Consider the following 18,637-nt stretch of genomic DNA (forward strand, 5'->3'; position numbering starts at 1 on the left):
GCAATGAGGCCGAGCGACGAGAGCACGGTGTTCACGCTACCGTTGAACGACTCGGTGAAAGTCTACGGGCTTATATCGAGGCGCAACCCGGCCTTGATTGAGGAACGGCGGCTTTTGCTCCAGGAGGACGGCGCGGTCGCGCAGGTTCCATTTGTTGAGTCAACCCCGGTCTATGAGTTGGGGCATGCCTACGACCAACTCGACCTTCCGCCGGTAGTTCAGAAGGCACTTGCAGAACTTGCCGCGGCGAAGGTCGGCTTATTTCCCCGGCCCTATGTGCACCAGGCACAAGCTCTTGAGAAATATTTCCGGGGCGCCGACCTCATCGTCGCAACCGGGACCGGCTCAGGCAAGACCGAGAGCTTTCTCATGCCGATCATTGGGCAGCTCACCCAAGAGGCCAGTGATCGGCCAGCCACCGCATCGCTGCCGGGTTGCCGCGCCCTTCTACTCTATCCAATGAACGCTCTCGTCAACGATCAGTTGGGTCGCATCCGCCGTCTCTTTGGTGACAAGGTTGCGTCGGGGATTGTTTCTGCCGGCCGCACCAGGCCCGTGCGCTTTGGCAGTTACACCGGGCGGTCGCCCTATCCGGGATTGCGCTCGGCGAAACGCGACGGCGAACGGATCGAACCGTTGTTCGAGCGCTTTTATCTGCCCTTAATGGCACAGCCTGAGACAGTGGCTAATCTGACGAAGATCGGCCAGTGGCCCTCAAAGGATCTGTCGGCGTTTTACGGTAAGCAACACGAAGAACTGAAGCCAAATCCGAAAGGCGGCCCGCCACGGCGATATCATCATTGGAACCGCCGTCTCGTCACTCAGCCCGCAGACCGCGAGATGATGACCCGCGATGAGACGCAGCGGGCGTGCCCCGACATTTTGATCACTAACTACTCGATGCTTGAATACATGCTTATGCGGCCGATCGAGCGGTCCATTTTCCAGCAGACGAAGGATTGGCTGCATGCCGACAGCGCCAATGAACTGATCTTGGTGCTGGACGAGGCGCACATGTACCGAGGTGCGGGTGGCGCAGAGGTTGCTCTGCTGATTAGACGCTTACTAGCTCGCCTTGAAGTTCCGCGTGAACGGGTGCGCTTCATCCTGACTAGCGCCAGCTTGGGACAGGGTCCGGCGGCCGAGGCGGCTATTGAAGAGTTTGCCCGCAATCTCACAGGTTTGTCGCGCCAATCGAGCCGTCGATTTTCGGTAATCACTGGCACGCGCGAACAGCGACACGGCAGTGGGCGGCCCAGCGCTCGCGTGACCGATTTGCTTGCTGTGTTTGACTTGGCTGCCTTTGAGCAGCACGCAACCCATCCGGAAACTGCGTGCGACGCAGTTGCCGCTTTGGCCGCCGGGTTCGGCTGGCCTGAACCACAGTCCGCTGAAGACCTTGCAGACTACCTGTTTGCCAACCTCACGGGTTTCCCGGTGTTCGAAAGGCTTGTCGAAATGGTGTCGGGCAACGCCGTGGCGCTACGCTCCTTGCAGGAGCAACTGTTCGAGCACCACCCCGATGGCAATCGCGCGCTAGCGACGCTATTAGCGTTGGCCCCCTTCGCGCGCCGGAAAGCAGATGACCGGGTCCTGTTACCCACCCGCCTGCATATGTTTTTTCGCGGTTTGCCCGGACTTTACGCCTGCGTCGATCCGAATTGTTCTCACGCTCGATACCAGGAGTCTGACCGGATCCTTGGTAGGTTGCATACGCACCATCGCCGGCACTGCCAGTGTGGTGCAAGGGTTTTCGAGCTGCTCACTCATCGTGAATGCGGAACGGCTTATCTGCGGGGATATGCCGATGGCCCGCAACCTCAGTTCCTCTGGAGCACTCCTTCCGGGCCGTTCCGCGAAGGCCGTCAGCCCCCGCTCGTTGAGGTCGAAGTGCTGATGGAATCACCGAATCCGAGCTTCGTCGACTGCGTCGCCGCCTGGCTCGATATGCGGAGCGGCCGTCTTGATTATGGCGTCGATCAGCCAGCTCCGGGCTTTACCCGCGTCTACCTGCCCACACAGAGCCAGGATTGGGTTAGGAGCGGCGTAAGATTTGGAAGTTGCTGCGTGTGCGGCGAGCCAACGCTGCGTAGTGATACATCTACGATCATGGACCATGCAACCAAGGGCGAGGCACCGTTTGCCAACTTGGTGAAGACGCAATTGGACAGCCAGCCGGCGTCTCGGATCGAAACCCGCGAGTACCCTAACGGCGGCCGTAAGGTTCTGCTGTTTTCGGACGGCCGGCAGAAGGCTGCCCGGCTGGCTCGCGATATTCCGCGCGAGGTAGAGCAAGACATCTTCCGGCAGGTTTTGGCACTCGCCACGCGCGCACTGCTCGATGCGGGCCGCGAACCCCGGCCCGACCGAAGTCTATACATCGCGGTACTTAAGGTTCTCAGCGACAGTAATTTGCCAATCTTTGATCGAGAAGATGCGCAAACAATCGAGGATCAGGTTAAACGCCTGCAAAAGGATCACGCCGACCAGCCTCTTGAGGAATTGCTGGCAGATTTCGACCCTGGACCGCCGCCAAGCCGCTACAGAATGGCTCTCCTCAGGCAACTGTGCGGCCGCTATTACTCACTGTCGGGTACCACGGTGGGCTGTCTCCTGCCAACTAGGCGTGCGCTGACGAAGCTTGTCAGCGCGGTTGCACCTTTGATTCCAACGCTTCCAACTGCCGACATGTCCGGTCTCGCTGCCGCTTGGTTGATGCATGTGGCGGACGCGTATGCCTTCGACCATACCATTGAGGCAAACGTGCGTGGGGCGGCAGCAGGCCGCTGGAGGAACGCTTGGGGCAGCAACGGTGCATTTCCGAAGGCAATCCGACCTTCACTGGCGGCCGCCCTGAAGATTGACCTCACTACCTTCACCTTGATCGAAAAGGAGTTGGCGAACGAACTCGGCCTCATTGATTCCACCGACGCGATTTTCATCGATCCCGCCAAAGTTGTCGTTCAAATTGACTTGGATATGACATGGAATCATTGCACCGACTGCACCGCGCTATTGCCGATGACCGTCCACGGCCACTGCGCGGCTTGCGGTTCAGGATCCCTCCGTTCGGTGATACCTTCCCAGAGCGAGTATATTCGAGCTCGCAAGGGGTTTTGGCGAGCGCCCGTGGAACGCGTGCTTGCGGGCGACGCGCGACTGCGCAGCATTTCGGTCGAAGAACATACGGCTCAGTTGTCAAACCGCGATAATGCGCGGGTCCACGCGACCACCGAGCAGTTCGAATTGCGCTTTAAGGATGTTCAAATCGCAAAATCCGATAAACCGATCGATGTACTGAGTTGCACCACCACCATGGAAGTGGGGGTTGATATCGGCTCGCTGGTTGCGGTGGGGCTGCGCAATGTGCCACCCCAACGAGAGAACTACCAACAGCGTGCTGGTCGAGCCGGGCGGCGCGGCTCGTCGCTTTCAACCGTTCTGACCTATGCACAGAACGGTCCTCACGACGGCTACTATTACAACAATCCGGCACAGATCGTGGCTGGCGATCCCCGAAACCCCGACGTTAAGATCGACAACCCAAAGATCGCGCGACGCCACATCGCAGCTTACCTCTTCCAGACGTTTTTTCATAACTATATGGATCACCACGAGGTCCCAGTCGGCGCTGGATCGTCCGCTTTGTTCCGGGCTTTGGGCAAGGCTACGGACTTTTTCCTTGGTGAACCCATGTCCGGCCTCGACATCACGAGCTTCGACACGTGGGTGCGCCAGGATCTTATTGCGCCGATCGGTCAGTTGCGTCCACTGATCCGAGACTGGCTTCCGGATGATCTCCGCGTAGCCCCTCGAACGATCGACGCCTGGATTGGAGAAGAGGCAGAGGACTTGCTGGCGACTCTGGCCCGCTTCCGACATGAATTGTTAGCGGCAACAGCGACAAGCAGCAGCGCAGGCGAAGGCGAGGAAGGCGCTGGTGGCGAGGACGAGGACGAACGCCAGGCTCTCGCCGATCAGGAACTGCTTGAGTTCCTATTCTCCAAGGGCTTGCTGCCGAGCTATGCTTTTCCCACAGACCTGTCCAGTTTCCTTGTGGAGCGTCTGGTCAAGCGCAATGACGAGTGGAAGATGGAGGTCGACGAGCGGCCTCAGCAGTCCATCTCGAAGGCTCTGAGTGAATATGCTCCCGGCCGCCTGATAGTCATTAATAAGGAGACTTATCGTTCTGGCGGAGTGGTTGCGAACACATTGCCGGACGTCGAGAACCGCGCCCAGGCGATCTTCGATGAGCGCCGTACGCTGGTGCACTGCGAGAACTGCAGCTTTGTGGCAGACTTGAATGACACGACACAAGGCGGGGCACATTGTCCGGTATGCGCAAGCGACCTGAAACATACGCACATGGTAGTGCCGCAAGTTTTTCTCCCGGAAGATGGCAGGGCACTGAAGGATGACGACCGCGATCAGGACATTACCTACGCAACGGCGGCGCAGTTCCCCGTTCCCGTAGGAAAGGACGACCTGCCGAGCCTGCGGTCGATTGGCCGCAACCTCACCTACGTAGTCACCACTGATCGCCAGCTCGTGACAGTCAATAAAGGGCAGGAAACGTCCGCCGGGCGTAGCGGATTCTGGATTTGCAATCAGTGCGGTCGCGCCTCTGTCGACGAACCGCCCCACGGATCACACACGCGACCTTACAAGATTGAATACTCATACGGGCAGCGGAAACCAGGGCAAAGATGTGCTGGGACCTATGAAAATGTATTCCTAGGCCACGTTTTCTCGACGGACTTATTGCTGCTACGTATCGGCCTTAAGCGGCCGCTGATCACCGAGACAAGCGACCCCCTACAGTTGAGGATACTCGAAGACGCCCTTTACTCGTTGGCAGAAGGCCTGCGGTTGGCAGCCAGCCGGCACAAACAGATCGATCTCGACCCTGCTGAGTTCGGCGCGGGGTTCCGTATCGTTCCAAACCGGGAAGATGACTCTTTGATGCTCGACGTCTACCTGTACGATACTTTGTCCGGCGGAGCCGGCTATGCCGAGCTGGCTGCAAGAAACATCGAGGAAGTCCTTCAACAGACGCTCGCACTGCTGGAGGATTGCCCCGCTCATTGCGAACACTCGTGCCAGAGTTGCCTGCGCCACTACCACAACCAGTACCTCAAGGACCGACTCGACAGGAACCTTGGTGCCGAGCTTCTGCGTTACGCGCTTGATGGCACGTTACCACAGGAAAAGACATCGCTCGCGCAGGCTAGGCTTTTGTTGAATCTTCAGCGCCTGCTCGAATTGGAGGGCTTCTCGTGTGCGGGGCCAACAGAAATGCAGGGCGTCACTGTGCCACTTGCCGTTACGAGCGCCAAACATCAAGTTGCGGTTGGGCTTCGCCCCGCTTTGCTTACGCCGGAATGGCAAGGGCACTCGCTTTGCAATTTACCCTCAACAACTACCTCGGTCGTGTTGAACGAGTTCGTCTTAGGTCGAAATCTACCTGATGAACATCAGATGGTTCGAAACGCAGTGCTTTATGGCGGATAGGGTCACCAGCCAACCCGTGACAAACTTGTCGACCGAAATAATGGAGGGCACCTTCCGGCCATGCTGACGAATGACGCTTTGTGAGATATCGGCCGCCGACCCCAAAACTCTTTATCACGGCTTCCGAAAGGAAGGAAAAATTGCGGATATCCCAGCGAGCGCCCCTAAGGCTATCATAAGCACCGCAGTGCCTGAGTTAAGCTTCCCAGCGGCATTTGCGGCAATCATTCCCGGCCCGGCAGTTGCGATACCAATCGCAATAGCCCGAATGGAAGCTAGGAAAAGCGAGCCGCCGAACATGATTTGGAGAGTGATGTCCTGGCGTACCTGGTTTCCTCCATCGCCCTCAGCTGAAAGGAATAGTCTAAAACCGCTAACGCGCCGCATCACCTCCGGTTCAGCTGCAAAAACGTAGCGCTTCACGTCATACCGTGAATCGACCACGCTGCGTTTGGCAGATGCAAACTGAATGGAATCATCATTAGCCTCGACAACCAAGGCAAGTTCCTTGTGCGTCGGCTGCACATCAACTGCGTCGGCAGGGTGCTGGAACAGCCTAAGACAGTACACCTCACATTCATAGCGCCTCCCAGTCCGGAGCCGAAACGCACCTTGCTCGACAGCGCTCGGCCGCGGCCAAGTGCCAAACCAGCTCCGGCCGGAGATTCTGCTGATCTGACGTACTGCAAAGAAAGCGCTTTCCTCAGTTGCAAACGACTTGTGACGGCTGAGCTGTTTTGCAGTCTCTTCAAAGGCGTCGAATGTCAGGCGCTGGTGAGATCGCAAATCAAGGTCGACGGAGAAGCAATAGAGTTCATTCGGAGCGTGGGCCGCGCTAGGCAATCGTTCGCGAGAGAGAGGACTTATTGCTGTGTTCAAGGCACCAGCTGTCGCTTCACTGACATACGCATGGGCAGCCAGGGTAAAAATGTAAGACGTTCCGACAGTCTCAGCACGGATTATGCGAGCGATACGAACGGGTATCAAATCATAGGGGATAGGGTCACTGCTACCAGCTACGAAGCACACCAGCGCATATTCGTCGGCGAGTTGCTCGCAAGGAACCCTGTTACGGACGTCGTCAGCAAGCCACCTGCCATCGTACCGGAACTGCAACTGACCGCCACGTGGAAGCGCCAGCATCCGAATAACATCGTCAGCGTATCGGGCGCGGGCCGACGAAGACAGAAACACGATCATGACGCCGCTTCCAGACTGGCTAACGCACGAAATTGGGGTGTCCTGGCTTCGTTTCCCAAATAAGGTGGATCCACCCCTTAGGAATGTAATGAGATAGACCTTGACTGTCGAAGATGCGGTGGCCACCGCTGTCGCTTACGTGAAGCCTCTGTGGGCCATCGATTCGAACCTTAGCGCCCGATTCAAAATGGTACTCGCGCCAAGCCTCGCTAGAAATGTCGCTGAAAACGAGATCGCTTTCGTTCTTGAAATCCAACAGCGTCTTTGCGGGCATGATACGGTTTCCGTGCGGTCACTTTCCAAATTCATATAGTGATTTGGCGTCACACGCAGCCTCATTCGAACGCAGTCGCACCAGACTTTTCGCTCCAAAGAATCATCCAGTTGACGTTACCGCTCGCGCATTTCGGGTCACTTTTCGGGACCAAAATTCGAGGAGGCGCCTTAACACATTGAAAAATCTGGTACGCCCAAGGGGAATCGAACCCCTGTTACCGCCGTGAAAGGGCGGTGTCCTAACCGCTAGACGATGGGCGCGCTCAGACGAAGCGGCTTATAATTGCGTTGTTGCCAACCGGCAACCCATCTGCCGCCACATGCGACAACTTTTTTCAAAGGCGGCACAAAGCCCCTCGGGTGGCGGTTTCGCTTGGCCGCGCATCCCTGGAGATTAGCCGGAACATCCTCGCGATCGTCATTCTATGGCGGAGCAAGGAGCGAAGCGACGCGCGCAGACCATAGAATCCGCGCGGCTGACGTGCCGCAACGGTGCAGAACTTGCGCCGCTGCACTCCGCGGTCAAGGTCACTGAATGGATCCTCGGGTCTGCGCGTCCGCTTCGCTCCCGCTCCGCCCGTGGACGACGAAGTTCGAAGGGCTTCGGCTAATCGCCGACGTCTGTGGTGGCGTGTTGAAACTGACGTCCGTGGTGGCGTGTTGAGACGAATGTCGGCGTTGGCGGCGATCGGCTCGCAGCCGGTAAAACCGGCATGCCCCTCCAGACCAGGCCGAACGTATCAGCCGTCCTCGCCGCCGCCGCTGCGCCTGCGGCAGCGCCAGTTCCAGTCGCGCTCGGGGCCGACGTCGATATGGACAGATTCGGTGTGGCAGTAGGTGCCGACGCCGCCGCGGCCGGGCATCGAGCGGACGTAGCTCGCCAGTTCCCATTTCGACACGCCGGGCAACTGAATGTCGGCGGCGGCGCAATACATGTGCAGCGAGTTCTTGGCACCGTTGGCGCGGCGGTTGCGCGAGGGATCGCGATAGCCGGAGGTGACGATCATCTTGCGGCCGAAATGGCCCTCGATCGTCTTCAGCACCCGTACCAGCGACGGCTTGAGGCAGGCGACGTCGACGCTTTCGTTCTGCTTCAAAAGACCATTGGGCGCGAGCCTGGCCAAGCCGGCGGCCGACGCCACCTGGTAGGAACCGCCGCCGCCTTCGTCCTCGTTGAGGTCGACGTCGCTCTCGTCGTCGATGCCGGATTTGCGCTTGATCTCGAACAGCGCCGTCTGGCGCACGCCGGGAAGAGCGTCGGCGCCCGTGATGTGATTGCTCGGGTTGTCGAGCGAGGCCAGTTGCACCGGCTTTTCGGTCGGGGTCGCCGAGGCCAGCGTCACGATCGGCTTGGCCGGCGGCGGCGTGGTCTTGGCCTGCGCGGCGGGCTGGTCGCCGGAGCGCGCATTGTTGATCAGGGGGGCGGGCGCGGCCGAAGCCGGCGTGGTGCTGAACAGCGAGGCGAACAGGCTTTTCTTCGGCGCGGCGATCTGCGGCTGCGCCGGCTCGGCCGCGGTCACATAGACGCCGTTGCTCATGGCCTGCGTGGTCGCCTGCGCCTTCGACGCGACGGTGGCGGCATCGCCGGCGGCCACCTGCTTGGCGAGGGCTAGCGTCTGTTCCGCCGTTTGCGCCTGCTGAACCAGCGGTTGCGGCGTGCTCCCGGCAATGGCCTGGGCGCCGGCAGGGATGGCGATGGGGAAGGTGCCGTCCGGCCGCGTCTCCGGCACATAGGCGACCTTCTCGGGCAAAGGCGCATCGCCCTCGCTCATCACGGTCGACGTCGCTTCGGCCGGCGCCGATGCCTGCAAGGACGAATCGGCCGAAGTCGCAGTCTTGGCGCTGGATGTCGCGCTCATTTCGCCGGCAGTTGAATTGTAAGCGGGCGAAACGACCGACATCGTTGGGTCGCCGGTCGATGTGCAGGAGGCCAGGAGCACGGAGAAAAGCGCTGCCGCAATGCTGCAGCTTCCCCCTCGTGCAAGACGCCAACCTGCTGATTTCAAAACAAATTCCCCCTCGAGATCCGGTCGGTTCGTCATCGCCGCGCCACTCCAGTATCGCGCCGCGATAACCCTCCTGTTCCCAACCGGAAACGGGACGTGTGTCGAATCTGCAAGCCTCGGAATTATTCTGCGTCGGAAGGTGATTTGAGGCCGCCGAACGATTGACGCCACCATTTCGCCCTGTTTTGGCGGCCCGTCAACTCACCACACATTACAGCCCGTTACACACGCACCTTGACATAGGTGCCCGGCGCATCTCCCAAGGTTTTCATACGCTTGCCGGGTTTGCGCGCGGGTACGCGAATGTCGTCCTGGGCCTCGATCCAGTGCTGCCAGTGCGTCCACCATGAACCAGGATGCTCGTGCGCCGCGGCAAGCCACGCGCTGAAATCGCCCACCGGCTTGCCGCCGGTCCAGTACTGATATTTCCTGGCGGCAGGCGGGTTGACGACGCCCGCGATGTGACCGGAACCCGCCATTACATACTCGACGTCGCCGCCGAAAAACTGCGACCCCAGGAACACCGAAAGCGCCGGCGCGATGTGGTCTTCCTTCGTGGCCAGGTTATAGACGGGGATGGTGATGTCGGCCAGAGAGACCGTGCGACCGGCAAGCTCCATTGTGCCGCGCGAGAGATTGTTCTCGAGATAGCAATTGCGCAGGTAGAATGAGTGATTGGCCGCCGCCATGCGCGTGGAATCGGAATTCCAGTAGAGCAGGTCGAAGGGCAGGGGCTCCTTGCCGCGCATGTAGTTGTTGACGACATAGGGCCAGATCAGGTCGCCCGAGCGCAGCATGTTGAAGGCGGTGGCCATCTTGGTGCCGTCGAGATAGCCCTTTTCGTTCATCGAGCGCTCGACGGCGGCGACCTGGTCCTCGTCGACGAACACCTTGAGATCGCCGGCATAGGTGAAGTCCACCTGGGTGGCGAAAAAGGTGGCCGATCTGATGCGGTGGTCGCCTTCCTGCGCCAACAGCGCCAGCGCGGCAGCCAGGAGCGTGCCACCGACGCAGTAACCGATGGCGTTGACTTCCTTTTCGCCGGTAGCCTTTTCCACCATGTCGAGGCCGAATTGCAGGCCTTCGCGGATATAGGCCTCCCAGCCCTTGGCGCCGTGACGCTCGTCGGGATTGATCCAGGAGATGACGAAGACGGTGTGGCCCTGCTCGATCGCCCAGCGGATGAAGGACTTTTGCGGGTTGAGGTCGAGGATATAGAATTTGTTGATCCATGGCGGGCAGATCAGCAGCGGCCGTCTCAGCACTGTCTCGGTTACCGGGTCGTATTGGATAATCTCTGCGACATCGCTGCGGCCGATGACCTTGCCGGGCGTGGTGGCGATGTTCTTGCCGATCTCGAAGGGCGTGTAGTCGGCCTGGCGCAGCTTCAGGTCGCCTCGGCCCGCGGCGATGTCCTCGGCCAGCATCTTCATGCCGCGCACCAGGTTCTCGCCGTTCGAGGCCATGGTCTCGCGGAACAGCTCGGGATTGGTCAGGATGAAGTTCGACGGAGCGATCGCGTTCGACACCTGCTTGACGTAGAAGCTCGCCTTGTGGCGGGTGTGCTCATCCAGGCCCTCTGCATGCTCGACAAGCTCGTTCGCCCAGCGCGACGTGACCAGATAGGCCTGCTTGAGGAAGTCGAAGAAGGCGTTGCGGCCCCATTCGGGGTCCTGGAAGCGCTTGTCGCCGCGCTCGGGCTGAACCGCGTCCTGTGGCGCTTCGGCGTTGGGATTGACCTTCTGGATGGCGTTCGCCCAGACGGTCATGTAGCCGGCAAACAGCCGCGTCTGCGCTTCGAGCGCGCGTTGCGGGTCGCCCAGCCAGTATTCCGAAAGCTTGGAGAAGGTCTTGACCATGTCGACGACGGGTTCGGCGACATGGTCGCGCACTTCGCCCTTCTCGCGCGGTTCGGCCCAGGCGGAAGCCGCCTTGCCGGCCTGCTCGACCATGCGCGCCATGTTCAGGGCGAAGCGCTCGGGATCCTTCACCAGATATTGCTCGATGGCCGAAGGTCCGCCATTTTCCGCTTTGTCCGAATCGTCAGGTTTGGACATGGTTCGCGGGGTTCCTCCCGGAGCGTTTTCTTGACATATTACCATGGGACATCTGACCGGGTCCAATTCGCTCTAACCCGGCTGCCAGGAAAACAATATGACGATTAATGTTGGCGGGACTTTTTTTCTCAAGCCGGGTTCGATTTGCCGCATGGCGCTGATGGCGGGGCTGGTCGGCATGCTTGTGCCCGCTGCCGGCTGCACGAGCACCAGCACGAACAATGCGCCGACGGCGCTGACCGAAGGTCCGAGGGACACCGGTTCCTATCCGAACCTCAACATCCCGCCGCAGGTGGCCGCCAAGCAGCTCACCAAGGAAGAGACCGCGGCGAACCTCGCCCAGCTCAAGGCCGAGGAGCAGATGCAGATTGCCAAGGGCAGCGGCGTCAAGGCGCCGGCGAATTCGGCCGCGCTCAATACTTTGGCCAAGACGCATGGCGCCGACACGCTGAAGCAGATCGAGGGCAAATGCGACCCCGCCCTCGACCCTAGCTGCAATTAGGTCTATATCGCGCGCCGAAACTCTGATGGTCTGGAACTGAAATGGAAGAATTTCACAAGGTCCGCCGGCTTCCGCCTTACGTGTTCGAGCAGGTCAACCGGCTGAAGGCCAGCGCCCGTTCGCGCGGCGCCGACATCATCGACCTTGGCATGGGCAATCCGGACCTGCCGACGCCGAAAGCCATCGTCGACAAATTGTGCGAAGTAGTGCGCGATCCGCGCACGCATCGCTACTCCGCTTCGCGCGGCATTCCGGGCCTGCGCCGCGCCCAGGCCAATTATTATCAGCGCCGCTTCGGCGTGAAGCTCAATCCCGATACGCAAGTGGTGGCGACGCTGGGCTCGAAGGAGGGCTTCGCCAACATGGCGCAGGCGATCACCGCGCCCGGCGACGTCATCCTGTGCCCCAATCCGACCTATCCGATCCATGCCTTCGGCTTCATTATGTCGGGCGGGGTGATCCGTTCACTGCAGGTCGAGCCCGATGACGGCTTCATCCCGGCGGTCGAGCGCGGCATCCGCCATTCGATCCCCAAGCCGCTGGCGCTGATCCTCAATTATCCGTCTAACCCGACGGCGCTTGTCGCCTCGCTCGATTTCTACAAGGACGTGGTGGCCTTCGCGAAGAAGAACGACATCATCATCCTGTCGGATCTCGCCTATTCGGAAATCTATTTCGACGGCAATCCGCCGCCATCGGTTCTGCAGGTGCCGGGCGCGATGGATGTCTGCGTCGAGTTCACCTCGATGTCGAAGACCTTTTCCATGCCCGGGTGGCGCATGGGCTTCGCGGTTGGCAACGAGCGGCTGATTTCGGCGCTGACGCGGGTGAAGTCCTACCTCGACTATGGCGCGTTCACACCGATCCAGGTTGCGGCGGCGCATGCGCTGAACGGCGACGGCGCGGACATCGAGGAGGTGCGCGAGGTCTACCACAAGCGGCGCGACGTGATGGTCGATTCCTTCGGCCGCGCCGGCTGGACCATTCCCGCGCCGGCCGCGTCGATGTTCGCCTGGGCGCCGATCCCGGAGCCGTTCCGCCATCTCGGCTCGCTGGAATTCTCCAAGCTGCTCATCGAGCATGCGGATGTCGCGGTGGCGCCGGGCGTCGGCTTCGGCGAGCATGGCGACGACTATGTGCGCTTGGCGCTGGTCGAGAACGAGCACCGGATCCGCCAGGCCGCGCGCAACATCAAGAAGTTCCTCGCGACCACCGCCAAGCAGCCCAACAATGTGGTGCCTTTAGCCGCTCATCGTTGAGTTGCCTGACATTTTTTGCACCTGACATTTTTTGCAAGTTGAGGGGCGTCGCCGGTCATGGCTGAAGCATTGCGTGTTGGAATTGCCGGCCTTGGCACGGTGGGCGCCTCGGTGGCGCGCGTGCTGCGCGACAAGGCGGCCGAGCTTACCCGGCAGTGCGGTCGCGACATCGTTGTGACCGCCGTTTCGGCCCGCGATCCGAAACGCGACCGAGGCATTGATCTCAGCGTCGCCAAATGGTTCGACGATCCGGTCAAGCTGGCCGAAAAGGCCGATATCGACGTCTTCGTCGAGCTGATCGGCGGTGACGAGGGGCCGGCGCGGCTCTCGGTGAAAGCGGCGCTCGAGGCCGGGCGCCATGTCGTGACCGCCAACAAGGCGCTGCTTGCCAAGCATGGCGTGGCGCTTGCCGAGATCGCCGAGAAGAAGGGTGTGCTGCTCAACTACGAGGCGGCGGTGGCCGGCGGCATCCCGGTCATCAAGACGATGCGAGAGGCAATGGCGGGCAACGCGGTGACCCGCGTCTTCGGCATTCTCAACGGCACGTGCAACTACATCCTGACGCGCATGGAAGCCGAAGGCATCTCCTTCGACGTCTGCCTGAAGGATGCGCAGCGGCTCGGCTACGCCGAAGCCGATCCGACCTTCGATATCGAAGGCCACGATACGGCGCACAAATTGTCGATCCTGACCAGCCTTGCCTTCGGCACCAAGATCGCCGCCGGCGACATCTATATGGAAGGCATCTCCAACATCACCCAGGCCGACATCCGCGCGGCCGGCGATCTCGGCTACCGCATCAAGCTGCTCGGCGTAGCCCAGCGCACCGACAGCGGCATAGAGCAGCGTGTCCATCCGACCATGGTGCCGACGGCGTCGGTCATCGCGCAGGTGCATGGCGTCACCAACGCGGTGGCGATCGAGACCGATATCCTGGGCGAGCTCCTGCTCTCGGGTCCAGGCGCGGGTGGCAATGCGACCGCTTCGGCGGTCGTCGGCGACATCGCCGACATCGCCAAGAGCCGGCCGGGCTTCCAGCATGGCCCGGTCTTCGGCTGGCCGGCGAAGGAACTGAAGCCTTACAAGAAAGCGCAGATGCGCAGCCATGCCGGCGGCTATTTCATCCGGCTGACCGTGCATGACCGCACGGGCGTCTTCGCGGCCATCGCCAAACGCATGGCCGACAACGACATCTCGCTGGAATCGATCGTCCAGCAGGCGGCCGGCGCGGAAACGCAGGCGCAGAAGACGGTCATCCTTGTTACCCACGAGACCACGGAAGCGGCGGTGCGCAAGGCCGTCGAAGGCATCACCAAGGACGGTCATCTGACCGACAAGCCGCAGGTGATCCGCATCGAGCGGGCGGAATAAACCAAGTCCGGTTTCGTCTTCAATCGATTGATTTTGCTGTTATTTCAAAAATTGACGGGGCAAGTCTTGCCGTTGTCATGGAGCTTTGTCAGAAGAAGCCCACCTCTGGCGGGAGGTTGAGTTTCACGAGGAATTTCTCTCCATGAACATAGCCCAGGACATCACCGCCGGTCTCGACCGGATCCTTACGATGGAAGTCGTGCGCGTCACTGAACGGGCCGCCGTCGCGGCGGCAAGGCTGCGCGGGCGCGGCGATGAGAAGGCTGCCGATCAGGTGGCGGTCGACGCCATGCGCCAGGAGCTCAACCGGCTGGCCATCAAAGGCACGGTGGTGATCGGCGAGGGCGAGCGCGACGAGGCGCCGATGCTCTATATCGGCGAGGAGGTCGGCACCGGCAAGGGTCCGGCCGTCGACATCGCGCTCGATCCGCTCGAGGGCACGACGATCTGCGCCAAGAACCTGCCCAACGCGCTTGCCGTAATCGCGATTGCGGAAAAGGGCAGCCTGCTGTTCGCGCCCGATGTCTATATGGACAAGATCGCCATCGGCCCCGGCTATCCCGAAGGTCTGATCGACATCGACGCCTCGCCGGCCGAAAACCTCGCCAATCTGGCCAAAGCCAAGGGCGTGGGCGTCTCCGATATCACCGCCTGCATCCTCGACCGGCCGCGTCACGCCAAGCTGATCGACGCCGTGCGCGCCACGGGTGCGGCGATCCGGCTGATCGGCGACGGCGATGTCGCGGGCGTCATCCACACCACCGATCCGGACGAGACCGGCATCGACATCTATCTCGGCACCGGCGGCGCGCCGGAGGGCGTGCTGGCGGCGGCCGCACTTCGCTGCACCGGCGGGCAGATGCAGGGCCGGCTGATCCTCGACACGCCGGAGAAGGTGGCGCGCGCGCACCAAATGGGCATTTCCGACCCGAAGCGGATCTATCGCGCCCAGGACATGGCGCGGGGCGACGTGCTGTTCGCGGCGACCGGCGTCACCGACGGCAATTTGCTCGACGGGGTGAAGTTCGGCCGCACTTTCATCACCACGCACACCATCGTGCTGCGGTCGTCCTCGCGCACGGTGCGCGAGATCAAGGCGCGTCACCAGGATCTGGATAAGTTCTGATTTGCCTTCGTCCGGGCGCTTTGCCGCAATTCGAGGAAAACGTTCCACACCTTTCCCCGCATTGCCCGCTTCCCCGCAATTGCTCCGGCCGTCGCATATTGATATCTGCGCAATGATGATGTGCAGACGGCGCGTCGCATGACGGGCGAGAAACGGTTCTTCCTCGATGTCAGGCAGTCGGCGACCGGTGTTTCGTGGGAACACCGGCTGACCGAGCGCCAGGACATGGCCGCCTTGGCCATGGCGCAGGGCCATGGCGTGCCCGACATCGTGGCGCGGGTGCTTGCCGGGCGCGGCGTCAGCGTGGAGCAGACCGCGCGCTTCCTCGATCCGACCATTCGCGAGCTTCTGCCGAATCCAGCATCGCTGACCGATATGGAGAAGGCGGCGGCGAGGCTGGCCGATGCGGTCGTCGCCCACGAAAAAGTTGCGATCTTCGGCGATTACGATGTCGACGGCGCGGCCTCGTCGGCGCTCATCAAACGCTTTCTCACCCATTTTTCGGTGCCGTCGGAAATCTACATCCCGGACCGCATCTTCGAAGGCTACGGGCCCAATCCGGAAGCGATGCGGGACTTGATCTCGCGCGGCGCGAAGCTGATCGTCACCGTCGACTGCGGCACCAACAGCGCGACCTCGATCGACGCGGCCAGGCAAGCCGGCGCCGATGTCGTGGTGCTCGATCATCACCAGGTCGGCGGCCCGTTGCCGGCGGCGGACGCCGTGGTCAATCCCAATCGCGAGGACGACCTGTCGGGGCAGGGACATCTGTGCGCCGCCGGCGTCGTCTTCCTGTGCCTGGTGCAGACGGCCAAAGTGCTGCGCGAGAGGCTGCCGGACGCCGCGCCGGTCGATCTGCTTTCGATGCTCGATCTGGTGGCGCTGGCGACGGTCTGCGACGTGGTCCCGCTCACCGGCGTCAACCGCGCCTTCGTCGTCAAGGGGCTGCAGGTGTTGCGCCAACAGAAGAATGAGGGGCTGGCGGCGCTGGCGCGGGTCTCGCGCATCGGCGAGCCGATCAACACCTTCCATCTGTCATTCCTGATCGGCCCGCGCATCAATGCCGGCGGCCGCATCGGCGATGCCGCGCTCGGCAGCCGGCTTCTGGCCACCGACGATCCCGTCGAGGCGGCAGGCATTGCCGAGACACTGGATCGGCTGAACCAGGAACGCCAGCAGATGGAGCAGGAGATGCTGGCGCAGGCCCGCGCCGAGGCCGATGCCGAGCTTGCCGGCGGCAACGGCCCGGCAGTCATCGTCACCGCCAGCAATAGCTGGCATCCGGGCATCGTAGGGCTGATCGCTTCGCGGCTCAAGGATCATGCACGCCGCCCAGCCTTCGCCATCGCCTTCAATTCGACCGGCATCGGCACGGGCTCCGGCCGCTCGGTGACCGGCTTCGATCTCGGCCGGCTGGTGCGCGAGGCTGCCGAGGCCGGGCTGATCGTCAAGGGCGGCGGCCACGCGATGGCCGCCGGCATCACTGTCGAGCGTGCCAAGCTCGGCGAACTGCGCGCCTTCTTTGAGGACCGCGCCGCGGCCGACGTGTTCCGGCTGCAGAACGAGGAGAGCCTGGCGATCGACGGCGCCTTGGCCGCCGAGGGCGCCACGATCGCGCTGCTCGACGCGCTGGAGAAAGCCGGGCCATTCGGGGCCGGGCACATTGCGCCGGTGTTCGTGCTGCCGCGCCATCGGCTGGCCGACGCGCGCGCGATCGGCACCAACCACATCCGCGTGGATCTGCAGTCGCAAAGCGGCGGCAACATCCAAGCCATAGCGTTCCGTGCGGTCGACACCGCGCTCGGCGAATTCCTGTTTAAGAACAGGGGCAGGACCGTGCATATCGCCGGTTCGTTATCGGGCAATTACTGGAACGGCAACCGCACGGTGCAGTTTCGCATCAGCGATGCGGCGCTCGTTAACGACGCAGTAGTACCTTGACATAGACGTTTTGACCGGTTGGTTGGTGTGCGTTGGCAGATCCCATGCCTTGGCGATTGGCCGAGACGCCTATCGCGGTCGTCATCCACGGGCGGAGCAAGGAGCGAAGCGACGCGCGCAGACCCGAGGATCCATGCCGTGGCCTCGAAGCGCCGCGGCGGTCCAGAATTCTGCACCGTTGCACACCTCGGGCCAGGTAACGGCATGGATTCCAGGGTCTGCGCGCGTCGCTTCGCTCCTTGCTCCGCCCTGGAATGACGAGGTTCAGGAGCCTTCAGCTCATGGCCAGCGTTTGCGCTGACTATGGCAACGGACATTGATAGACTTGCCCGATAAGCCCGGAATCTTTCCAAATCACTGTGTAGAGGAAGTAGCGGAATTCACACCAGAACGGACTGCAGCCGGGTCAGTTCGCTGATCTGCGCCTTCGTCGCCTGGTAGCCGATGCTGATCGCCTCGTCGGCGCGGTGGAATTCGGTCAGGCCGATATGGCTGAGTTTCGGCTGCAGCGACATATCCGGTGGGTCGCCGGCCAGCCTGGCGCGCGAAATCCGGTCCTGGATGATGTTGAACGCCTCGACCATCACGCCGGTGATGCCAAGGCGGGTATGATGGGCCTGATGCTCGGGCTGGCCGAGTCTCGGCGCATCATTCTCCACGACCAGTTCGCCGGCGCTGTGCTTTATCACGGCGGCGCGGCCGAACAGGTCGTAGTGCAGGTTGACGGCGACCACGAGCGGCTGCTCATAGGCGCGGCAGACCGACACAGGCACCGGATTGACCAGCGCGCCGTCGACCAGAATGCGGCCGTTGCAGTTCACCGGCTCGAAAACGCCGGGCAGCGCGTAGGAGGCGCGCATGGCGGTGATCAGCGAGCCATTCGACAGCCAGATCTCATGGCCGGTGCGAATTTCCGAAGTGACGGCGACAAAGGGCTTCGACAAGTTCTCGAAGCGGACGCCGGCCAGATGCTCGCGCAGCCGCGCGTCGAGCTTCATGCCGCCGAACAGGCCGCTGCCGCGCAGATTGAGATCAAGAAGGCCGAAGATGCGCCGCTTGGTCAGGCTTCGGGCAAACTCCTCCAGCTCGTCCAGCTTGCCGGCAAGGTAGCAGCCGCCGACCAGCGCGCCGATCGAGGTGCCGGCAATCATCGATACTTCGATGCCGGCCTCGTCGAGCGCGCGCAGCACACCGATATGGGCCCAGCCCCTGGCGCAACCGCCGCCGAGCGCCAGCGAAATGCCGATTTTCTTCTGAGAGGTCGGGTCAGACGCGCCGCCGGACGATGCCGGGCCATTGGCCTCCCGAACGTCAGGTCTGCTGCGCAATGACGCCCATTCGAGCATCATGATCTCCCTTGTCCCATATCCCTTCTACCAAAAGGATAT

Annotated in this window: 10 protein-coding genes and 1 tRNA gene; 6 read left to right on the forward strand and 5 right to left on the reverse strand. The window is 61.7% G+C overall.

Features of this window, described 5'->3' with window-relative positions; translation table 11 throughout:
* The first annotated feature begins 3 nt into the window (after positions 1–3).
* Positions 4–5,511, forward strand: a complete 5,508-nt coding sequence (locus tag LB525_RS04595; protein WP_224543693.1) for a DEAD/DEAH box helicase — start codon at positions 4–6, stop codon at positions 5,509–5,511.
* Between the two features lie 114 nt (positions 5,512–5,625).
* On the opposite strand, the gene LB525_RS04600 is transcribed toward LB525_RS04595, so the two are convergent.
* From LB525_RS04600 to phaC, 4 genes are all read right to left on the reverse strand, one after another.
* A complete protein-coding gene (locus tag LB525_RS04600) occupies positions 5,626–6,711 on the reverse strand; it encodes a hypothetical protein (RefSeq protein ID WP_224543694.1) in 1,086 nt (361 codons plus the stop codon).
* Positions 6,712–7,173: 462 nt separating this feature from the next.
* A tRNA-Glu gene (locus LB525_RS04605) sits at positions 7,174–7,248 on the reverse strand.
* Positions 7,249–7,727: 479 nt separating this feature from the next.
* On the reverse strand, positions 7,728–8,846 hold the full coding sequence (locus LB525_RS04610; RefSeq protein WP_224543695.1) for a YcbK family protein: 1,119 nt from the start codon (positions 8,844–8,846) through the stop codon (positions 7,728–7,730).
* A gap of 368 nt (positions 8,847–9,214) precedes the next feature.
* Positions 9,215–11,050, reverse strand: a complete 1,836-nt coding sequence (phaC, locus tag LB525_RS04615; RefSeq protein ID WP_224525320.1) for a class I poly(R)-hydroxyalkanoic acid synthase — start codon at positions 11,048–11,050, stop codon at positions 9,215–9,217.
* Positions 11,051–11,147: 97 nt separating this feature from the next.
* On the opposite strand from phaC, the gene LB525_RS04620 reads away from it, so the two are divergent.
* From LB525_RS04620 to recJ, 5 genes are all read left to right on the forward strand, one after another.
* A complete protein-coding gene (locus tag LB525_RS04620) occupies positions 11,148–11,552 on the forward strand; it encodes a hypothetical protein (RefSeq protein WP_224543696.1) in 405 nt (134 codons plus the stop codon).
* A gap of 41 nt (positions 11,553–11,593) precedes the next feature.
* A complete protein-coding gene (locus LB525_RS04625) occupies positions 11,594–12,811 on the forward strand; it encodes an LL-diaminopimelate aminotransferase (RefSeq protein WP_095765055.1) in 1,218 nt (405 codons plus the stop codon).
* A 57-nt stretch (positions 12,812–12,868) separates the two neighbouring features.
* Positions 12,869–14,182, forward strand: coding sequence for a homoserine dehydrogenase (locus LB525_RS04630; RefSeq protein WP_224543697.1), 1,314 nt, complete (start codon positions 12,869–12,871; stop codon positions 14,180–14,182).
* 142 nt (positions 14,183–14,324) lie between these two features.
* Entirely contained in the window at positions 14,325–15,308 is a 984-nt protein-coding gene (glpX, locus tag LB525_RS04635) for a class II fructose-bisphosphatase (RefSeq protein ID WP_224543698.1), read from the forward strand.
* A gap of 138 nt (positions 15,309–15,446) precedes the next feature.
* Positions 15,447–17,249, forward strand: a complete 1,803-nt coding sequence (recJ, locus tag LB525_RS04640; RefSeq protein ID WP_224543700.1) for a single-stranded-DNA-specific exonuclease RecJ — start codon at positions 15,447–15,449, stop codon at positions 17,247–17,249.
* Positions 17,250–17,629: 380 nt separating this feature from the next.
* Here recJ and LB525_RS04645 read toward each other — a convergent pair whose 3' ends face one another.
* On the reverse strand, positions 17,630–18,595 hold the full coding sequence (locus LB525_RS04645) for a patatin family protein (RefSeq protein ID WP_224525335.1): 966 nt from the start codon (positions 18,593–18,595) through the stop codon (positions 17,630–17,632).
* Positions 18,596–18,637: the final 42 nt, after the last annotated feature.

The sequence above is a fragment of the Mesorhizobium sp. CA16 genome (assembly GCF_020165175.1).
Classification (GTDB): Bacteria; Pseudomonadota; Alphaproteobacteria; order Rhizobiales; family Rhizobiaceae; genus Mesorhizobium.